General features: G+C 69.4%; 14 protein-coding genes. 7 read left to right on the top strand and 7 right to left on the bottom strand.

What is annotated here, in order from left to right; genetic code table 11:
* The first annotated feature begins 29 nt into the window (after positions 1-29).
* Positions 30-1,016 carry a malate dehydrogenase gene (locus V1318_RS09130; protein ID WP_332939355.1) on the top strand — a complete coding sequence of 329 codons (987 nt, stop codon included), beginning with the start codon at positions 30-32 and terminating at the stop codon, positions 1,014-1,016.
* A 144-nt stretch (positions 1,017-1,160) separates the two neighbouring features.
* A complete protein-coding gene (locus V1318_RS09125) occupies positions 1,161-1,829 on the top strand; it encodes a response regulator transcription factor (RefSeq protein ID WP_332939354.1) in 669 nt (222 codons plus the stop codon).
* Positions 1,830-2,092: 263 nt separating this feature from the next.
* Here the strand turns inward: V1318_RS09125 and V1318_RS09120 are convergent, their stop codons facing one another.
* From V1318_RS09120 to V1318_RS09105, 4 genes are all read right to left on the bottom strand, one after another.
* Positions 2,093-4,660, bottom strand: coding sequence for a PAS-domain containing protein (locus V1318_RS09120; protein ID WP_332939559.1), 2,568 nt, complete (start codon positions 4,658-4,660; stop codon positions 2,093-2,095).
* Positions 4,661-4,794: 134 nt separating this feature from the next.
* Entirely contained in the window at positions 4,795-5,985 is a 1,191-nt protein-coding gene (locus V1318_RS09115) for a porin (protein ID WP_332939353.1), read from the bottom strand.
* 125 nt (positions 5,986-6,110) lie between these two features.
* Complete coding sequence (locus V1318_RS09110) at positions 6,111-7,442, bottom strand: dicarboxylate/amino acid:cation symporter (RefSeq protein ID WP_332939352.1); 1,332 nt, start codon at positions 7,440-7,442, stop codon at positions 6,111-6,113.
* 27 nt (positions 7,443-7,469) lie between these two features.
* On the bottom strand, positions 7,470-8,801 hold the full coding sequence (locus V1318_RS09105; protein WP_332939351.1) for an MFS transporter: 1,332 nt from the start codon (positions 8,799-8,801) through the stop codon (positions 7,470-7,472).
* Positions 8,802-9,116: 315 nt separating this feature from the next.
* On the opposite strand from V1318_RS09105, the gene prpE reads away from it, so the two are divergent.
* The 5 genes from prpE (at position 9,117) to V1318_RS09080 (ending at position 15,157) form a co-directional block, all read left to right on the top strand.
* Positions 9,117-11,006 (top strand): propionate--CoA ligase, encoded by a 1,890-nt coding sequence (prpE, locus tag V1318_RS09100; protein WP_332939350.1) that lies wholly within the window; start codon positions 9,117-9,119, stop codon positions 11,004-11,006.
* 123 nt (positions 11,007-11,129) lie between these two features.
* Positions 11,130-12,212, top strand: coding sequence for a suppressor of fused domain protein (locus V1318_RS09095; protein WP_332939349.1), 1,083 nt, complete (start codon positions 11,130-11,132; stop codon positions 12,210-12,212).
* A gap of 134 nt (positions 12,213-12,346) precedes the next feature.
* Positions 12,347-13,228, top strand: coding sequence for a methylisocitrate lyase (gene prpB, locus V1318_RS09090; RefSeq protein ID WP_332939348.1), 882 nt, complete (start codon positions 12,347-12,349; stop codon positions 13,226-13,228).
* 12 nt (positions 13,229-13,240) lie between these two features.
* Positions 13,241-14,395: a 2-methylcitrate synthase gene (prpC, locus tag V1318_RS09085; protein ID WP_332939347.1), complete on the top strand. Its 1,155-nt coding sequence runs from the start codon at positions 13,241-13,243 to the stop codon at positions 14,393-14,395.
* 234 nt (positions 14,396-14,629) lie between these two features.
* Positions 14,630-15,157 carry a hypothetical protein gene (locus tag V1318_RS09080; protein WP_332939346.1) on the top strand — a complete coding sequence of 176 codons (528 nt, stop codon included), beginning with the start codon at positions 14,630-14,632 and terminating at the stop codon, positions 15,155-15,157.
* Between the two features lie 703 nt (positions 15,158-15,860).
* Here V1318_RS09080 and V1318_RS09075 read toward each other — a convergent pair.
* The 3 genes from V1318_RS09075 to V1318_RS09065 all read right to left on the bottom strand — a co-directional run bounded on the left by V1318_RS09075 (position 15,861) and on the right by V1318_RS09065 (position 19,501).
* A complete protein-coding gene (locus V1318_RS09075; protein WP_332939345.1) occupies positions 15,861-16,472 on the bottom strand; it encodes a glutathione S-transferase N-terminal domain-containing protein in 612 nt (203 codons plus the stop codon).
* A 113-nt stretch (positions 16,473-16,585) separates the two neighbouring features.
* On the bottom strand, positions 16,586-17,044 hold the full coding sequence (locus tag V1318_RS09070) for a cell wall hydrolase (protein ID WP_115857136.1): 459 nt from the start codon (positions 17,042-17,044) through the stop codon (positions 16,586-16,588).
* Positions 17,045-17,419: 375 nt separating this feature from the next.
* Positions 17,420-19,501: an NADPH-dependent 2,4-dienoyl-CoA reductase gene (locus V1318_RS09065; RefSeq protein WP_332939344.1), complete on the bottom strand. Its 2,082-nt coding sequence runs from the start codon at positions 19,499-19,501 to the stop codon at positions 17,420-17,422.
* Between the last annotated feature and the right edge of the window lie 89 nt (positions 19,502-19,590).

Here is a 19,590-nt window from a genome sequence, read left to right as displayed (position 1 = left end):
ATCTCACACCAGCGTAAGGAACCACCCCCATGAAGAATCCCGTCCGCGTTGCCGTCACCGGTGCTGCCGGCCAGATCGGCTACTCGCTGCTGTTCCGCATCGCCTCCGGCGAAATGCTGGGCAAGGACCAGCCCGTGATCCTGCAGCTGCTGGAGCTGCCGCTGGACAAGGCCCAGGCCGCGCTCAAGGGCGTGATGATGGAGCTCGAGGACTGCGCGTTCCCGCTGCTGGCCGGCATGGTCGGTACCGACGACGCCGAGGTCGCGTTCAAGGACGCCGACATCGCCCTGCTGGTCGGCGCGCGTCCGCGCGGCCCGGGCATGGAGCGCAAGGACCTGCTGCTGGAGAACGCCAAGATCTTCACCGCCCAGGGCGCCGCGCTGAACAAGGTCGCCTCGCGCGACGTCAAGGTGCTGGTGGTCGGCAACCCGGCCAACACCAACGCCTACATCGCCATGAAGTCGGCGCCGGACCTGCCGGCCAAGAACTTCACCGCGATGCTGCGCCTGGACCACAACCGCGCGCTGAGCCAGCTCGCCGCCAAGGCCGGCGTCGCCGTGGGCGACATCGAGAACCTGATCGTGTGGGGCAACCACAGCCCGACCATGTACCCGGACTACCGCTTCGCCACCGTCAACGGCCAGTCGCTGAAGGACAAGATCAACGACGCCGACTGGAACGCCAACACCTTCATCCCGCAGGTCGGCAAGCGCGGCGCGGCGATCATCGAAGCCCGCGGCCTGTCCTCGGCCGCCTCGGCCGCCAACGCCGCCATCGACCACATCCGCGACTGGGTGCTGGGCAGCAACGGCAAGTGGGTCACCATGGGCGTGCCGTCCGACGGCAGCTACGGCATCCCGGAGACGGTGATGTACGGCGTGCCGGTGATCACCGCCAACGGCGAGTACACCCGCGTCGAGGGCCTGGAAGTCGACGCGTTCAGCCGCGCTGCGATGGACAAGACCCTGGCCGAGCTCGAGGAAGAGCGCGCCGGCGTCGCCCATCTGCTGGGCTGATCCGCGCGGTTTCGATCCACCGCGAATAGGCACGATCGCAGGGCGGCTTCGGCCGCCCTGTTTTTTTGTGCGGTGCAAAGGCCGGCGACGCGAGCGGCGTGTAGGATCGGGCTGCGCCGAGCGGGCGCGCCGAACGACGCCACGATGGACCAGGGCCTGCGCCTGCTGATCGCCGACGACCACCCGATGTTCCGGGCGGCGCTGCGCCATGCCCTGGGCGCGATCGCGCCGGGCGCGCAGATCGGCGAAGTCGCCAGCCGCAGCGCGCTGGAGGCCGCGGTCGCCGACGGTACGCCCTACGACCTGGCGATGCTGGACCTGGCCATGCCGGGCGCGATGGGGTTCTCCTCGCTGGTCTATCTGCGCGGCGAGCGTCCCGAGCTGCCGGTGTTGATCGTGTCCTCCGACGACCACCCGCGTACGATCCGGCGCGCGCAGCAGTTCGGCGCCGCCGGTTTCGTGCCCAAGTCGGCGCCGGCCGAGGCCCTGGCCGAGGCGGTGACCGCGGTGCTGGCCGGCGGCCTGTGGTTTCCGCCGCAGCAGGCAGAACGTAACGAAGCCGATGCCCAGCTCGCCCAGCGCCTGGCCCAGCTCACGCCGCAGCAGCTGCGGGTGCTGATGCGCATGGCCGACGGGCTGCTCAACAAGCAGATCGCGCACGAACTGTCGCTGGCCGAGAACACGGTCAAGATCCACGTCACCGCGGTGCTGCGCAAGCTCGGCTGCCACTCGCGCACGCAGGCGGCGGTGCTGGTGAAGGCGCTGGCTTTGGACGATGGCGCGCGTGCGGACGAGGGCGAGTCCGGCGGGTAGGGGGGCGTTGAAAAGCAAATCCCTCTCAGTCCCCCTTTTTCAAAGGGGGAAGACAAGTGGCTTTCGCGAACAGGTGCATGCTCCTCTCTGCTATGGAGTGTGCCGCTCCCCGCTGTGATGAAGTGCGGCGCTCTCCGCTGCTGCAGAAGAGACCGGCTGCCTTCGTCGTCGCAGCAAGGGCCTCCCCCTTTGAAAAAGGGGGATTGAGGGGGATTTGCTCTTTGCTTCTTGCTCTCCGCGCTTTGGCCCTCTCGGCCCGATCCTCAGCCCAGCGCACGCATCAGCAAGGCGCGCAGCGCCGCCGGCCGCAAGGGCTTGGGCAGGAAGCTCCAGCCCAGCGCTTCGGCGCGCTGGCGCAGCGCTGCGTCGGCGTCGGCCGACATCAGGATCACCGGCGGCAGTCGCTGCCAGGCACGCTGCAGGCGCGGCGCCAGGGCCAGGCCGGTGTCCTCGCCCAGGCGATAGTCGAGCAATAGCAGCTCCGGCATCGGCGCGATCCGCGCCTGCATTTCCGCATCCGCGGCCGAACCGGCCGAGGTCACCGCGCAGCCCCAGTCGGCGAGCAGCCGCGTGGCCGCGTCGCGCGAGGCCGGGTCGTCGTCGACCACCCAGACCCGGCGCCCGCTGAGAGGCGCGTCGTCGGGCGGTACGGCGGCGACCTGCTGCGCGGCGAGGGCGGACGCATCGCCCAACGGCAGCTCCACCGAGAACACGCTGCCACGCCCGGGCCAGGAACGCACGCGCACCGGATGGTCCAGCAGCAGCGCGATCCGGCGCACGATCGCCAGGCCCAGGCCGGCGCCGCGCGCGGGCGCTTCGATACCGCTGTCCAGGCGTTGGAACTCTTCGAAGATGGCTTCCAGCTTGTGCTCGGGGATGCCGCTGCCGCTGTCCCAGACCTCCACCCGCACGCCCTTGGGCGTGCGGCGCGCGCCGAGCACGACGCGACCGCCGCGCGCGGTGAACTGCAGCGCGTTGGAGACGAAGTTCTGCACGATCCGGCGCAGCAGCGCTTCGTCGCTGTCGACGACGGCGCGGCTGGCGATCACGTGCAGGCGCAGCCCGCGCGCCTGCGCCAGGATCCGGAACGGGCCCTCTATGGCCGCGAACAACCGCGCCAGCGGAAACGCGCCGCGCCGCACCTGCAGGGCGCCCGATTCCAGGCGCGCGATATCCAGCAGGCTGGCCAGGATGTCGTCCTGCGCCGACAGCGCCGCGTCGATGTGCTCGACCAGTTCCACGCCCTCGCCGTCGACGCGCCGGCGCAGCGAGGACAGGTACATGCGCGCGGCGTTCAAGGGTTGCAGCAGGTCGTGCACGGCGGCGGCGACGAAGCGGGTCTTGGAGCGGTTGGCGCGTTCGGCCTCGCCCTTGGCCTCGCGCAGGTCGCCGGTGCGCTCCTCGATGCGGCGCTCCAGGCTGTCGGCGAGCGTGCGCAGGTCGCGCGCGGCCTGCTTGTAGGCGGTGATGTCGGCGTAACTGGTGACGAAGCCGCCGTCGGGCATGGGATTGCCGCGGATCTCGATCACGGTGCCGTCGGCGCGCTCGCGTTCGTGCAGATAGGGCTGGGCGCGCTGCAGGTGTTCGAGCCGGCGCCGGATTGCCTCCTCCGGATCGTCGCCCAGCAGGCCGCGGCGCGCGTTGTAGCGGATCAGATCCTCGATCGGGCGCCCGACCTGCAGCAGCTCTGGCGGATAGCGGAACAGTTCGGCGTAGCGCTGGTTCCAGGCCACCAGGCGCAGTTGCGCGTCGACCACGCTCACGCCCTGCGGCAGATGCTCCAGGCTCTGGCCTTCGCCGATGCTGGCGCGGTGCGCGGCCTGGACCACGCCGTCCTGGGCGGTGCGCAGGGCCTGCGCGTGCTGTTCCACCATCTGCTCCAGTTCCTGGCGGCTGCGCAGGCGCAGGCGCGCGATGCGGTGGCGCTGCCACAGCAGCAGCGCCAGCGACACCAGCAGCAGCCAGGCGCCGGCGGCGACCGCGCGCGCGATCCAGGCCGCGCGCACGCTGGGGCCTGCGTCGCGCAGCAGGTGCAGGGTCCAGCCTTCGCGCTTGAGGCTCAGCGACTGCCAGACCAGGTCGCGGCGGCCGCCGAATTCGCGCACGCGCACCACCCGCGCGTCGCCGCCCAGCGCGCGCTGCTGAGCGATCGCGACCGGCTGCAGGCGCTGGCCGCGGTACTGCTGGGTGCGTTGCAGGTGCTCGCGCTGGGCGGCGTTCAGCGGCGCGAGCCGGCGATAGCGCCATTCCGGCCGTCCGGTCAGGAACACGATGCCGTTGGCGTCGCTGAGCAGGACCAGGTCGCCGCGTTCGCTCCAGTCCGATTGGATATCGTCCAGCACCACCTTCACCGCGACCGCGCCGATCGCGCGGCCCTGGGCGTCGCGCACCGCGCGCGCGATGAAGTGGCCCGGGCGCTGGGTGGTCACGCCGATCGCGTAGAACTCGCCGCTGCCGCGCGCCATCGCCAGTTGGAAATAGGGGCGGAACGCGTAGGAGTGGCCGACGTTGCTGTTGGGCAGGGTCCAGTTGCTGGCGGCGACGCCGACGCCGTCGCGGTCGATCAGGGTCAGGGTGCTGGTGCGGTTGGCGAAATTCAGTTGCACCAGGCGTTCGTTGGCGCGCTGGCGCTGGGCCTGGTCCTGCGGATCGAGCAGGGTGGCCTTGAGCTGCGGATCCAGCGACAGCACCGCCGGCATGATGCGGTAGCGGTCGATGTGCTGTTCCAGGGCCTGCGCGCGCTGGGCCAGCAGGGCGCGGGCTTCCGCTGCCTGCGCCTGCAGCGCGCGCTGGTAGGCGATGCGGCCGGCGACCAGCATCGACAGCAGCATGACGGCCAGGATCAGGGCGATCCACAAGGCGGTGTGCAGTTGGCGGCGGCGCGGGATCACGGTCGGCTAAGCTCGGTGGCGGCCCTGGGCCAAGACTAACGGCTTTTGCGCGCGATCCCGGTCGGGGCTTCGGCTCAGAAATTGACCTGCGCGCGCAGCTCCAGCACGCGCGGATCCGCCGCCAGCGCGCCGCGCTCGGCGGCCACGCGCACGTAGTTGGCCTGGAACTTGAAATGCGTGCTCAGGTACCAGTTCAGGCCCAGGGTCAGGTCGCGCTGGTGGCCGCCGGCGATGCCGGCATGGTCGAGGTCGAGCTCGCCGTAGCGCAGCAGCGCTTCGACCGCGCCGTAGGCATGCGCGGGTTTGACGTTGCCGACGTTGCCGGCCGCGTAGGGCCGGGTCTCGCCGGTCAGCACCCAGCTGCCGGTGACGTAGTAGCCGTTGGCCGTGTAGTCGTCCAGGCCGTTCTCGCGTTGCGCGCTCGCGCGCAGGACCTCGGCCTGCACCGACAGCGGGCCTTCGATCCACAGGGCCTCCAAGCCGTTGCGCACGATGCGGTCGACGCCGCGCAGGCTGCCGCTGTCGACCAGGCGCACCGCGGTCAGGCCGGCCTGCGGGCGCGCGCGGAAACGCGCCGAGGGGCCGAACCAGGTGCCGCGGCCGTCGCGGTATCCGTGCGGGTTCTCGACCGAGCCGGACAGGGCCAGGTGCACGACCCGGTCCTTGTCCTTGACCGGGGTCCAGATCGCGCGCCCGGCGGCGGTGGTGCCGGGATTGTCGCCCTGCAGGTCGGTGCCGAAGAAATAGGCCGCGCTCAGGCCGTAGCGCGGGCGGTCCAGCGACCATTCCACGCCGGTGCGGCGGCCCTCGTAGATCGCCTGCGAGGCCGCCGAGGCCTCCAGCATGCTGCCCGCGCGCGAGGCGGCCGTGCTTTCCATGCTGACCGGCGTCTTGAAGTAGCCGATGCGGATCTTGCCGTAGTCGCGCTCGAACAAGGCGCGGGTTTCCACCCGCAAGGCCACGTCCAGCCAGAGCTTGGACTGGAAATCCATGACCGCGGTGAAGTCGTAGACGTCTTTTTTCTTGACCACGATGCCGAACTCCTTGCGCCGGTTCGTATGCGCGTCCTCGAGCGCGGTCGCGGCGGTGCCGTAGCCGTTATCGCCGGAGAAATTGTTGAGGTCCCAGGCGTAGTTGAGGGTGCCCGAGATCTCGGTGCCGTCGTCGAGGGCGAACTTGGTCGGCCAGTCGTCGCCGGCGCGGGCGGCGGTGGCGGCGGACAGGGCGAGTGCGAGCCCGCAGGCGCGACAGGGCAGGGATGACATGGTCGGTCTCTCCGATACGCGACGCGCAGGCGCGCGCCGCCGACGGGCGCGGCGACGCCCGGGGCTTGCGGTGGGTGGCGAAGCGTGCGCGGGGCGGGCCCGCGCGCGGGATCAGACGGCGCGGATCAGCCGCCGGTTTCGGATGCGCGCGGCGCGGGTTGCAGGGCCGGATCGTCGTCGAGGTCGGCGACGCTGGGCGGATTGAGCAGTTCGCGCTGCAGCTGGTCGCGGTCCAGCTCGTTCTCCCAGCGCGCGACCACGATGGTGGCCACGCCGTTGCCGATGATGTTGGTCAGCGCGCGCGCCTCGCTCATGAAGCGGTCGATGCCCAGGATCAGCGCCAGCCCGGCCACCGGCACCGACGGCACCACGGTCAGGGTCGCGGCCAGGGTGATGAAGCCCGCGCCGGTCACTCCCGAGGCGCCCTTGGAGGTCAGCATCGCGACCGCCAGCAGGGTCAGCTCCTGGGTCAGGCTGAGGTCGACGTTGAGCGCCTGGGCGACGAAGATCGCGGCCATGGTCAGGTAGATGTTGGTGCCGTCGAGATTGAACGAGTAACCGCTGGGCACGACCAGGCCGACCACCGGCTTGGAGCAGCCCAGGCGTTCGAGCTTGCGCATCAGCGGCACCAGCGCCGATTCCGAGGACGAGGTGCCCAGCACCAGCAGCAGTTCGTCGCGGATGTAGCGGATGAAGCGCAGGACGCTGAAGCCGGTGAAACGCGCGATCAGGCCCAGCACGATCAGCACGAACAGGGCGCAGGTCAGGTAGAAGCTGCCCATCAGCTTGAGCAGCGGGCCCAGCGAGTCGATGCCGAACTTGCCGATGGTGAAGGCCATCGCCGCGCCGGCGCCGATCGGGGCCAGCTTCATGATCATGCTCATGATGCCGAAGAAGGCCTTCGACAGCGTCTCGAACAGGTCCATGACCTTTTCGCCGGCCTTGCCCATGTGCAGCAGGGCGAAGCCGAACAGCACCGCCAGCAGCAGCACCTGCAACAGGCTGCCTTCGCCGGTGAAGGCATCGGTGAAGGTCTTGGGAATGATGTGGAGCAGGAAATCGACCGTGCTTTGCTCCTCGGCCTTGTGCGCGTAGCCGATGGCTTCGGCGACCTTCTTGGGGTCGAGGTCGGCGACGTTGACGTTGAAGCCGGCGCCGGGCTTGAGCGTATTGACCACCACCAGGCCGATCACCAGTGCGATGGTCGATACCACCTCGAAATAGAGAATCGCCTTCGCGCCGACCCGGCCGACCTTCTTGACGTCGGCCACGCCGGCGATGCCCAGCACCACGGTCAGGAAGATGATCGGCGCGATCAGCATCTTGATCAGGCCGATGAAGCCGTCGCCCAGCGGCTTGAGCTTGACGCCGAAGTCCGGGAAGAAGTGGCCGATGACGCCGCCCAGCACGATCGCGCCGAGCACCCAGAGATAGAAACGCGAGCCGGAGGATTTCATGGGTTCAGTTCCGAGGCGTGAGTGGGTTCAGTCGCGGTCGATGCGCGAGGTCTTGCGGGTGTCGGGCATCAGCGCGTAGACCAGCAGCGAGCAGAAGATGCAGGCGCTGACGTACCAGAAGAAGCCGCTTTCCATGCCCATTTGCTTGAACTTGATCGCGACCGGTTCGGCGGTGCCGCCGAACAGGGCTACGGTGAGCGCGTAGGGCAGGCCCACGCCCAGCGCGCGGATCTCGACCGGGAACAGCTCGGCCTTCACCACCGCGTTGATCGCGGTGTAGCCGCTGACCGCGCTGAGCAGGATCATGATCAGCCAGAACGCCTGCATCGGCGTCTGCGCGTCCTGGATCATGTGCATCACCGGCACCGTCAGCACCGTGCCGAGCACGCCGAACGCGATCAGCAGCGGGCGCCGGCCGATGCGGTCGGAGAGCGCGCCCACCAGCGGCTGCATCAGCATGTAGACGAACAGGCTGCCGGCGTTGATCAGCGAGGCGGTCTGCTTGTCGAAGCCGGCGCTGAGGGTGAGGTACTTCAGCATGTAGTTGGTGTAGGTGTAGAACGCCAGCGTGCCGCCCATGGTCAGGCCGATCACGGTCAGCACCGCGCGCGGGTGGCGCATCAGGGTGCGCAGCGAGCCTTCGCGCGATTTGGCGGCCTCGTTGTTCTGCAGCTTGGTGAAGGATTCGGTCTCCTGCATGTTGCGGCGCAGGTAGAGGGCGATGATCGCGGCCAGGGCGCCGATCGCGAACGGGATGCGCCAGCCCCAGGCCTTGAGCTGGGCCTCGTCGAGCACGAACTGCTGCAGCACGATCAGCACCAGCAGGGCCAGCAGTTGGCCCATGATCAGGGTCACGTACAGGAAGCTGGACCAGAAGCCGCGGTTGGCGCGCGTGGCCATCTCGCTCAGGTAGGTCGCCGAGCTGCCGTACTCGCCGCCCACGCTCAGGCCCTGCAGCAGGCGCGCCAGCACCAGCAGGATCGGCGCGAGCACGCCGATGGTCTCGTAGCCCGGGGTGAAGGTGATGATCAGCGAGCCGCCGCACATCAGCAGCACCGACAGCATCAGCGCCGCCTTGCGCCCGTGGCGGTCGGCGTAGCGGCCGAACACCCAACCGCCCAGCGGCCGCATCAGGAAGCCCACCGCGAAGATCGCCGCGGTGTTCAGGGCCTGCGACAGGCTGTCGCCCGCCGGGAAGAAGGTCTTGGCGAAGTACAGCGAGAAGGCGGTGTAGACGTACCAGTCGTAGTACTCGACCAGGTTGCCGATCGAACCGCTGAAGATCGACTTCAAGCGCTGCCCGGCGCCTATCGGCGCGGCCTGGGGGAGGGCTAGCTCGGCGGGGCTGATGGCGCTCAAAGGACGGCTCCTGCTCGGTTGCGCCGGATGGAGGGCCCATCGCGACGCCGGGGACGATGTTGGACGCGGCGCGGCGGCCGGCCAATAGCACCTTAAGGCTAGCCGGAAGGGGTTAGAGGGTGGGGAGGCGGCGCTGGCTGGAGGCGCCGGCGTCGTGGGGCCGCGCGGCCGGTCCGTTCATGCTTCGACGGCCTCATCAGGAACGGATCCTTGAGCGGCGTCGGCGCCCCGCACCCCCGCCTAGACCAAGGTCGTAACGCGCCCTTGCGCGCCCTGGTCTAGCCTGCCGACAGACCCGGACCGTACAGGCGCCGCATGAGCTACGAGGAGTTCTACCGCCGTTCGATCGAGCAGCCGGAGGCCTTCTGGGCCGAGCAGGCGCGCGCGATCCATTGGCACAAGCCGCCCGAGCGCATCCTCGACTATGCGCAACCGCCGTTCCGGCGCTGGTTCGCGGGCGGCGAAACCAACCTTTGCTACAACGCCATCGATCGCCACCTGGACGAGCGCGGCGAGCAGCTCGCGCTGGTGGCGATCTCCAGCGAGACCGGGCAGACCCGCGAGCTCAGCTACCGCGAGCTGCACCGCGAGGTGAACGTGTTCGCCGCGGTGCTGAAGTCGCTGGACGTCGGTCGCGGCGACCGGGTGGTGATCTACATGCCGAACATGGCCGAGGCGGTGTTCGCGATGCTGGCCTGCGCGCGCATCGGCGCGGTGCATTCGGTGGTGTTCGGCGGTTTCGCCGCGCACAACCTGGCCCTGCGCATCGACGATGCCAGGCCCAAGCTGCTGATCTGCGCCGACGCCGGCATGCGCGGCGGCAAGGTGATCCCCTACAAGCCGCTGGTCGACGCCGCCTGCGCCGAGGCCGGGACGCCGCCGCCGCGGGTGCTGGTGGTCGATCGCGGGCTGGACCCCGCGCTGGAGCTGACCGACGGCCGCGATCTGGACTACGCCGGCCTGCGCGCGCGGCACGAGGGCGCGACGGTCGAGGTCGAGTGGCTGGAGTCCAACGAACCCAGCTACCTGCTCTACACCTCCGGCACCACCGGCAAGCCCAAGGGCGTGCAGCGCGACGTCGGCGGCTATGCGGTCGCCCTGGCCCTGTCGATGTGGTCGATCTACGACGTGCGCGCCGGCCAGGTCATGTTCTCGACCTCGGACGTGGGCTGGGCGGTGGGGCATTCCTACAACGTCTACGGGCCGCTGATCGCGGGCGCCACCTCGGTGCTGTACGAAGGGCTGCCGACCAGCCCCGACCCGGGCATCTGGTGGCGCATCTGCGAGCAATACGGCGTGCGCACCATGTTCTCCTCGCCCACCGGCATCCGCGTGCTCAAGAAGCAGGACGCGGCCTGGCTGAAGAAGCACGACCTGTCGCGCCTGCACTGGCTGTTCCTGGCCGGCGAGCCGCTGGACGAGCCGACCGCGCACTGGATCACCGACGGCATCGGCAAGCCCATCATCGACAACTATTGGCAGACCGAGACGGGCTGGCCGGTGCTGGCGCTGATGCCGGGGCTGGACATGCGGCCGATCAAGTTCGGCTCGCCCGGCCTGCCCACGCCGGGCTACCGCCTGCGCGTGATCGACGAGGCCAGCGGCGAGGACGTCGGCGCCAACGAGAAGGGCGTGCTGGTGATCGTGCCGCCGCTGCCGCCGGGCTGCATGAGCACGGTCTGGAACGACGACGCGCGCTTCCTGTCCAGTTACTTCAGCCACTTCAAGGAGCTGCTGTACAGCTCGCTGGACTGGGCGATCCGCGACGACGACGGCTACACCTTCATCCTCGGCCGCACCGACGACGTGATTAACGTCGCCGGCCATCGCCTGGGCACGCGCGAGATCGAGGAGTCCGTGGCCTCGCATCCGGCCGTGGCCGAGGCGGCGGTGGTCGGCGTGCACGACGAGCTCAAGGGCCAGGTGCCGGTGGTGTTCGCCACCCTCAAGCAGGCCGGCGACCAGGACCCCGCGCGCGTCGCCGCCGGCATGCGCCAATGCGTGGTCGACCAGCTGGGGGCGGTGGCGCGGCCGGCGCGGGTGTACGTGGTCGCGGCGCTGCCCAAGACGCGCTCGGGCAAGCTGCTGCGGCGCTCGATCCAGGCCCTGGCGGAAAGCCGCGACCCCGGCGACCTGTCGACCCTGGACGATCCGGCCGCATTGGACGAGGTACAACGCGCATTGGCGCGCGGTGCGGACGCCTGAGGCCCGCCGCGACACCGGTCTTGGGCGGAACGGGCGGATTGCGTGGGCACCGGGGGCGTTTGACGCCGCCTTGCTGCGCGCCACGCTACCATGCCCCCTTCAAGCCAGGGAACGCGGCCGACGATGGAACAGGACGAGGGCGGTAACGACGAGGGCGGCGTGGACCAGACCGGTTGGGATGCGATCGACCGCGCCCTGGCGCCGCTGTACGGCGAGCAGGAGCCGCGCCACTACGGCACCCTGATCAAGCGCGCGCTGGGCGGCCCGGATCCGCTCGACGGCATCAGCGCCTACAAGCGCGAGGAACCGGTGCCGCATTGGCACTTCGTCACTTACGGCCTGTCCGAGTTGTACGCCAAGGAATCCGAAGATCCCGAGCTCAGCGGCTGGGGCTTCGAGCTGACCTTCCGCCTGCGCGACGACAGCGACGCCACCGAGCCGCCGAGTTGGGCGCTGAACTTCCTGCAGAACCTGGCGCGCTACGTGTTCGACAGCGGCAACGCCTTCGGCAACGGCCATTACCTCAACGCCAACGGCCCGATCGCCGCCGGCAGCGACACCCGCATCCGCTCGATCGCCTTCGTGCGCGATCCCGAGCTGCCCCCGGTCGACAGCCCGCACGGCCGCGTCGAGTTCCTGCAGGTGGTCGGCCTGACCAACGAGGAGGAGCTCGCACTCAAGCGCTGGTCGACGCTGAAGGTGCTGCAGGTGTTCGAGCCGCACATGCCGCTGTGGGTCACCGATCTGGAACGCGCCTCGCTGATGCAGGAGTCGGAGATCGCGGCCGAGATCTCCGCCGGCACCGCCAGCGAGGGCTCGACCACCGGCTTCGTGTTCATCGACCAGCTGTCCTGGGAGCAGCAGGCCCGGCGTTGGCGCAAGCCGCTGACCACGGTGGTGCTGGGCGCGCGCCAGGTCGGCGAGCTGATGGCCCTGCTGCCGCTGCGGCTGCCCTTCGACAAGCCGTTCGCGCTGATCGGCGCCGAGGTCCAGGTCCGCTTCAAGCACGGCCGCCGCAACGCCGCCGAGGCCGACGGCGCCGACCTGCGCCTGAGCCTGACCGAGGCGACCCTGCGCGAGCTGATCTCGACCCTGCAGGCGCGCGAGGGCCATTACCGCCTGCGCAGCTTCGACACCCTGTCCTTCCTGGTGCGCAAGACCCAGATCAAGGACAGCGAGGGCCGGGTGGTCCAGACCATAGGCTGAGGCGCCCGTGCGTGCGCGCCGAAGCCCGGATTCGGCCTGGCCGGCGGCGCCGGGCGCGAAGGGCCGGCCCGGACGGCTGGGGTAAAATGGCCGGATCGCCCCTGAATCCCGGGGCCGATCACAACGGAGTCAGCATGAGCCATCCTTCCGCCGGCGCGCAGTTCCGCGCCGCTCTAGCCGCCGAATCGCCCCTGCAGGTGATGGGCGCGATCACCGCCTATGCCGGCCTGATGGCCAAGCGCACCGGTTACAAGGCCCTGTACCTGTCCGGCGGCGGCGTCGCCGCCAACTCGCTGGGCGTGCCCGACCTGGGCATCAGCACCATGGAAGACGTGCTCACCGACGCGCGCCGCATCGTCGACGCCACCGGCCTGCCGCTGCTGGTCGACATCGACACCGGCTGGGGCGGCGCCTTCAACATCGGCCGCACCATCCGCTCCTTCATCAACGTCGGCGTCGCCGCCGTGCACATGGAAGACCAGGTCGGCCAGAAGCGCTGCGGCCACCGTCCGGGCAAGGAAGTGGTGAGCAAGCAGGAAATGGTCGACCGGGTGAAGTCCGCGGTCGACGCGCGCACCGACCAGCAGTTCGTGATCATGGCGCGCACCGACGCGGCCGCGGTCGAGGGCATCGACTCGGCGATCGAGCGCGCGGTGGCCTACGTCGAGGCCGGCGCCGACATGATCTTCCCCGAGGCCATGAACAGCCTGGACGACTACCGCCGCTTCAAGGCCGCGGTAAAGGTGCCGATCCTGGCCAACCTGACCGAGTTCGGCTCGACTCCGTTCTTCACCACCGACGAGCTGCGCGAGGCCGGCGTCGACATCGCCCTGTACTGCTGCGGCGCCTATCGCGCCATGAACAAGGCCGCGTTGCACTTCTACGAGACCGTGCGCCGCGAAGGCACCCAGAAGAACATCGTCGACACCCTGCAGACCCGCGCGCAGCTGTACGACTTCCTCAACTATCACGCCTACGAAGACAAGCTCGACCAGCTCTTCGCGCAAGACAAATAACAAGGGATTCCGATGAGCGACAACGCCACCCAAGTACTGCCCAAGGCCAAGAAGTCGGTCGCCCTCAGCGGCACCGCCGCCGGCAACACCGCCCTGTGCACGGTCGGCCGCAGCGGCAACGACCTGCACTACCGCGGCTACGACATCCACGACCTGGCCACCAAGTCGACCTTCGAGGAAGTCGCCCACCTGCTGGTCCACGGCGCGCTGCCGACCGCTTCCCAGCTCAAGGCCTACAAGCTCAAGCTCAAGCGCCTGCGCGGCCTGCCGGCGATCGTGACCGAGGCGCTGGAACTGGTACCCGCCAACGCCCATCCCATGGACGTGATGCGCACCGGCTGCTCGGTGCTGGGCACGGTGCTGCCCGAGCGCGAAGGCCATCCGGCCAGCGAGGCGCGCGACATCGCCGACCGCCTGATCGCCAGCTTCGGCTCGATGCTGCTGTACTGGTGGCACTTCACCCGCAACGGCCGCCGCATCGATTGCGAGACCGACGACGACAGCGTGGCCGCGCACTTCCTGCACCTGCTGCACGGCGAGGAGCCCAGCGCGCTGCACGCCGACTCGCTGGACAAGTCGCTGATCCTGTACGCCGAGCACGAGTTCAACGCCTCGACCTTCACCGCGCGCGTGATCGCCGGCACCGGTTCGGACCTGCATTCGTGCATCACCGGCGCGATCGGCGCGCTGCGCGGTCCCAAGCACGGCGGCGCCAACGAAGTCGCGATGGACATCATCTCGCGCTACAACAGCGCCGACGAGGCCGAGGCCGACATCCGCGCCCGCGTCGAGCGCAAGGAAATCGTGATCGGCTTCGGCCATCCGGTCTACACCATCGGCGACCCGCGCAATCCCATCATCAAGGAGCTGTCGCGCGCGCTGTGCAAGGACGGCGGCAATCAGGTCCTGTTCGACGTCAGCGAGCGCATCGAAACGCTGATGTGGGACCTGAAGAAGATGTTCCCGAACCTGGATTGGTACTCGGCCTCGGCCTATCACATGATGGGCATCCCGACCCCGATGTTCACCCCGCTGTTCGTGATCGCGCGCACCACCGGCTGGGCCGCGCACGTGATCGAACAGCGCGAGGACGGCAAGATCATCCGCCCCAGCGCCAACTACACCGGCCCGGAAGACCGCGCCTACGTGCCGATCGAGCAGCGCTGAACCGCGCCGGTCGTCGCGCCCGCCGCACCGGACAGGCCGCGCACCCGCGCGGCCTGTTTTTTTTGCGCCTCGTCCTTTGGTCTAAGAGGGCCGGCGGGGCGGAGGCCGCGTGGCATAGTCGGGCCGATCGCTCGCAAAGCGCGAACCGCATCGCATCGTGGGCGCACCGATAGGTGTAGCGTCGGGGCGGGGCAGGCCGCGGGCGGGCCATGCCGATGCGTGCCGGAGGGGGCCATGCGCGACCAGGACATCCTGAGCAAGACCGAGGCGGGGCGCGAGGAGATCGAGCACCGCACGCGCAAGCTGCCGACCGTGCTGCGCTCGCTGCTGCTGCTGGTCGACGGACAACGCGACGTGGCGCAACTGCGCACGGTCGCCGCGGGCCTGCACGGTCCGCCGGATGCGCTGGAGCAGTTGGTCGCGATGGGCCTGATCGGGGTCGGCGGGCAGGCGTCCGCGGCGGTGCGCGCCTCGCTGGCGGCGGCCGCCAACGGCGCACAGGCCGCTCCCTCGGCGGCGCCCGCGCACGCGGCGGGCGACAGCTCCAGCCGCTACGGCGTGCTGTATACGCTGATGTCGGAGGCGGTGCGCGAACAATTGGGGCTGCGCGGTTATTTCCTGCAGCTCAAGATCGAACGTTCGGCGGATCTGGCGGAGTTGGCGCAGTTGCTGCCGGATCTGCGGGCGGCGGTGGCCAAGGCGCGCGATGCGGCCTTGGCCGACGAACTGGATCGGCGCCTGCGCACGGCGGCGCAGTTGTAGCGCGGCGCTTGCTCGATTCTCGGAGGCTACATCGGCGGCTTCCGCCCGCTGCGCGTGCGAGTCACTCTCTCTTGCCCGGGGCTCCCTGTAGGAGCGGCGCGAGCCGCGACCGCGAATTCCAGCCACGTCGCTGGTTCCAAACGGGCTCGCTTTCTGTGGGAGCGGCGTAAGCCGCGATCGCGAACTCCGGCTACGGCGCTGGCCGGGCGTGCTGGGAAATTCGCTGCTGCTCTTTCTTTGAGCGTCTGGCACGAAGGTCAACGGCTTCCGCCCGCTGCGCGTGCGGGTCACTTTCTCTTGCTAGCCCAAGAGAAAGTAACCAAAGAGAAGGGCTAGCGGGACCAAACCTCCCCTGCGGGTTCGGTGCTGGCGCCGGGATTTTTCGAATGGACATCCTTGTCCATTCGAAAAACGGCGCGCGTCCTGCGCGCCGCCCTTCGGGTCTACGTTTGCTCGCGTGGGTGCGGTGCTATGGATTCCAATGCAACGGCAGCGGCAACGGCAACGGCGATGGCAATGGCAACCGCAAACGCAAACGCAAACGCTACGTCGGTCGTAGGATGTGGTGAGCCGTAGGCGAACCGCATCGTCGCGGTGTGACGCGCGTGCGCGGCGTCGCGCTCGATCGCGCCCTATGCCTTGCGTCGCGACGCAAGGCCATGGCGACGCGCGCAGCCTGCGACGTGCGCGTCGCTGTGGCGGCTTAGGCCAGGCCTTCGGCTTGCAGGGCCGCGCGCACGCCGGCGTCGGCTTCCATGCGCTGCTTGAACGCGGCCATGTTGGCCAGGCCGCCGAGGTCGATCTTCTGGCCGTCGGCCCAGCGCAGCGTGATGTACAGATAGGGATCGGCGTAGCTGCGGAAACCCGCCAGCCATTGCCGGCCTTCGAGCTGGCGGTCGGCGGTTTCGAACAATGCGCGCAGGCGCTTGTGTGCGGCGTCCTTGAGTGCGGGCTGGTCGCTGGCGTCTTCCGAGAAACGCGTCGGCGCGAACAGCGGCAGGAAAGCCGGATGCAAGTCGGAGTTCACGAACGCGAGCCAGCGTGCCGCGGTCGCGCGCTGCTGGATGCTGCCGTCGCCGGCGAGCTGTGCGGCCGGGTAGCTGTCGGCGATGTAGCCCATGATCGCGGCGTTCTGCGTGAGCACGAAATCGCCGTCCTCGATCGCGGGCACGGCGCCGGCGGGATTGATCGCCAGGAACGCGGGCGCCTTCATCGCGTCGCGCGTCATCACCTGCACTTCGAACGGCTGCCCGGTCCACTGCAATGCGATGTGGTCGGCGGTCGAACACGCGCCGGGCTTGGTGTAGAGCTTCATGGCAGGACTCCGGATACGAAACAAGCCGGCGACTATCGCCGACCTGCGCTCTATGCTCAATCCGGAGTCCGCAACGCAGCGTTACGACGCTGCGCGTTGTCGCGATGCCGCGCTTACGATTTGCGCGGCTTCAGCTTCTGCACCTGATAGAAGGTGTGATCGCCGATGGTCGCGACCTGGTAGGCGTTGCGCCAGCTCGGGCTGGCGATCGCGTGGGCGGCGAAATGGCTGGCGCCCGGCACGATCTCCTTGCGCTGACCGGCCGGCAGGGCCCAGTTGCGCTCGGCTTCCAGGGCGATCTGCACCGACTCGGCCCAGGCCTCGGTATTGCTCAGGCGGGTGCCCGGCGACACCAGGGTCGGCGCGAACTGCTTGCGGGCGGTGACCACCTCGCAGACCGAATCGCCCCACAGGCCGCTGTCGCGGCGGCGCAGCGCCACCTCGGCCACGGCCTTCTGGCCGCGGATGGACTGGTCGCGGGCTTCCAGGTACACGGTGGTGCTCAGACACAGCGAATCGGCGGGTTGCGGCGGAAGCACAGAGGCCAGCCACAGGATCCAGGCGAGTTTCATATTGACTCCTTGCTCCGTTGCGCCGGACCGCACTGGGGCTTCCGTTCCCTCCTAGCGGGGACGGACGACACGGCGTGGACCGGCATGGCGTACTGGGGAGGGCAGCGGCTCTGCGGCGCGCTTTTGCCCCGTGCCGTGGACCGCGTGGACGACGCGGGCGGCGAGGGTTGCCACCTGAAGCGGCGGCGTGAAAGTTGGCGCAAGGTAGCCGCGACTAACTAAACGCCCGCTGAATCTAAAAACCTAAGTGCGCGAAAAAACTCAAGTTTTTACTCTGAATAGGCGCTAAGGCCTTGCCAGGGAAGGGTATCTCCGGGGCGCGAGACGCCTGCGCGAGCGTGACGCGCACCACTGTTCAGGTCCGCTGAAAACGCTTTACAGCGCCGCCGCGACCCGGCTGCCCTGGGCGATGGCGCGTTTTGCATCCAGTTCGGCGGCGACGTCGGCGCCGCCGATCACCTGCACCGCGCGGCCGCTGCCGGCCAGTTGCGCGGCCAGCGGTTTGAACGGCTCCTGGCCGGCGCAGATCACCACATGATCGACCGCCAGCAGCTGCTCGCTGCCGTCGACGCGGATGCGCAGGCCTTCGTCGTCGAAGCCCAGGTACTCGACCCCGCCCAGCATGCGCACCTGCTTGGCCTTGAGGGTGGCGCGGTGGATCCAGCCGGTGGTCTTGCCCAGGCGCGCGCCGGGTTTGCCGGGGCTGCGCTGGAGCAGCCAGACCTGGCGCGCGGGCGGTTCCGGCCGCGCTTCGGCCAGGCCGCCGCGGTTGTCGCCGTAGCCCAGGTCCACGCCCCATTCGGCGCGCCAGCGCGCCGGGTCCAGGCTGGAGCTGTCGTGGCCGGCCGGATGCACCAGGTACTCGGCGACGTCGAAACCGATGCCGCCGGCGCCGACGATCGCGACCTTGGCGCCGGGCACCACGCCGCCGCGCAGCACGTCCAGGTAACTGAGCACCCTGGGATGGTCGGCGCCGGGGAAATCGACCGCGCGCGGGGCGATGCCGGTGGCCAGCACGACCTCGTCGTAACCGGCCAGCGCGGCGGCGTCGGCGCGGGTGTTCAGGCGCAGCTCGACGCCGCTGGTTTCGATCTTGCGGGCGAAGTAGCGCAGGGTCTCGTGGAACTCTTCCTTGCCTGGGATGCGCTTGGCCAGGTTGAACTGGCCGCCGATCTCGTGGGCGGCGTCGAACAGGGTCACGCGGTGGCCGCGTTCGGCCGCGACCGTCGCGCAGGCCAGGCCGGCCGGGCCTGCGCCGACCACGGCCACGCGCTTGGGCGTGGCGGTCGCGGTGTAGTTGAGCTCGGTCTCGGCGCAGGCGCGCGGGTTGACCAGGCAGCTGGCGTGCTTGTTCTCGAACACGTGGTCCAGGCAGGCCTGGTTGCAGGCGATGCAGGTGTTGATCTCGTCGCTGCGGCGGTCGCGCGCCTTGGCGACCCAGGCCGGGTCGGCCAACAGCGGCCGCGCCATCGACACCATGTCGGCCTCGCCCTCGCGCAGGATGCGTTCGGCCACGTCGGGCATGTTGATGCGGTTGGTGGTGATCAGCGGCAGGCCCACGTGCGGCTTCAGGCGCGCGGTGATGCCGGTGAAGGCCGCGCGCGGCACCGAGGTGGCGATGGTGGGGATGCGCGCCTCGTGCCAACCGATGCCGGTGTTGATCAGGGTCGCGCCCGCGGCTTCGATCGCCTGGGCCTGGGCGATCACGTCCTCCCAGGTCGAACCGCCGTCGACCAGGTCGATCATCGACAGCCGGTAGATGATGATGAAGTCCGGCCCGCAGGCCTCGCGGATGCCGCGCACGATCCGGGTCACGAACGCGATCCGGCGCGCGGCGTCGCCGCCCCATTCGTCCTCGCGCTTGTTGGTGCGCGGCACGGTGAACTGGTTGAGCAGGTAGCCTTCCGAGCCCATCACCTCGACGCCGTCGTAGCCGGCCTCGCGCGCCAGTTTGGCGCTGTTGACGAAGGCGCGGATCTGCGCGCGCACGCCGTAGCCGGACAGGGCACGCGGGGTGAACGGATTGATCGGCGCCTTGAGCTTGGACGGTGCGACCTGCAACGGGTGATAGCCGTAGCGGCCGGCGTGCAGTAGCTGCAGGCAGATGCGGCCGCCGTGGCCGTGCACGGCCTGGGTCACCTGGCGGTGCTTGCCGACTTCCCAGCGCCAGCTCAGCTTGCCGCCGAAAGGCTTGAGCCAGCCGACGATGTTGGGGGCGAAGCCGCCGGTCACGATCAGGCCGACGCCGCCGGCCGCGCGCTCGCCGAAATAGGCCGCCAGCTTGGGGAAGTCGGCGGCCTTGTCCTCCAGCCCGGTGTGCATCGAGCCCATCAGCACGCGATTGGGCAGGGTGCAGAAGCCCAGGTCCAGCGGCTCGAACAGCTTCGGGTAGACCGGATGCGGGGCGGCCGGGTGCGGAGCGGCGGGGCTTGCGGGCAGGGAGCTGGCGGCCGTCATGCTCGAATACGCTGGCGTATGGAGCGCGCACCATGCCGGGAAACCGGCCGCGATTCAACCATCGCGGTTTTCGGCCCTGCGGTCGCGAG

It is taken from the genome of Lysobacter sp. CCNWLW3 (assembly GCF_036697405.1).
Lineage (GTDB): Bacteria > Pseudomonadota > Gammaproteobacteria > Xanthomonadales > Xanthomonadaceae > Lysobacter.
Note: the sequence above shows the minus strand (reverse complement) of the source record. Positions and strands in the feature narration are given on the sequence as shown.

Coding starts and splice junctions, on each gene's coding strand:
- V1318_RS09070 (WP_115857136.1), bottom strand. CDS start 17,044: ATGAAACTCGCCTGGATCCTGTGGCTGGCCTCTGTGCTTCCGCCGCAA.
- V1318_RS09110 (WP_332939352.1), bottom strand. CDS start 7,442: ATGAAATCCTCCGGCTCGCGTTTCTATCTCTGGGTGCTCGGCGCGATC.
- prpC (WP_332939347.1), top strand. CDS start 13,241: ATGAGCGACAACGCCACCCAAGTACTGCCCAAGGCCAAGAAGTCGGTC.
- V1318_RS09125 (WP_332939354.1), top strand. CDS start 1,161: ATGGACCAGGGCCTGCGCCTGCTGATCGCCGACGACCACCCGATGTTC.
- V1318_RS09095 (WP_332939349.1), top strand. CDS start 11,130: ATGGAACAGGACGAGGGCGGTAACGACGAGGGCGGCGTGGACCAGACC.
- V1318_RS09130 (WP_332939355.1), top strand. CDS start 30: ATGAAGAATCCCGTCCGCGTTGCCGTCACCGGTGCTGCCGGCCAGATC.
- V1318_RS09075 (WP_332939345.1), bottom strand. CDS start 16,472: ATGAAGCTCTACACCAAGCCCGGCGCGTGTTCGACCGCCGACCACATC.
- prpE (WP_332939350.1), top strand. CDS start 9,117: ATGAGCTACGAGGAGTTCTACCGCCGTTCGATCGAGCAGCCGGAGGCC.
- V1318_RS09080 (WP_332939346.1), top strand. CDS start 14,630: ATGCGCGACCAGGACATCCTGAGCAAGACCGAGGCGGGGCGCGAGGAG.
- V1318_RS09115 (WP_332939353.1), bottom strand. CDS start 5,985: ATGTCATCCCTGCCCTGTCGCGCCTGCGGGCTCGCACTCGCCCTGTCC.
- V1318_RS09120 (WP_332939559.1), bottom strand. CDS start 4,660: ATGCTGCTGTCGATGCTGGTCGCCGGCCGCATCGCCTACCAGCGCGCG.
- V1318_RS09065 (WP_332939344.1), bottom strand. CDS start 19,501: ATGACGGCCGCCAGCTCCCTGCCCGCAAGCCCCGCCGCTCCGCACCCG.
- prpB (WP_332939348.1), top strand. CDS start 12,347: ATGAGCCATCCTTCCGCCGGCGCGCAGTTCCGCGCCGCTCTAGCCGCC.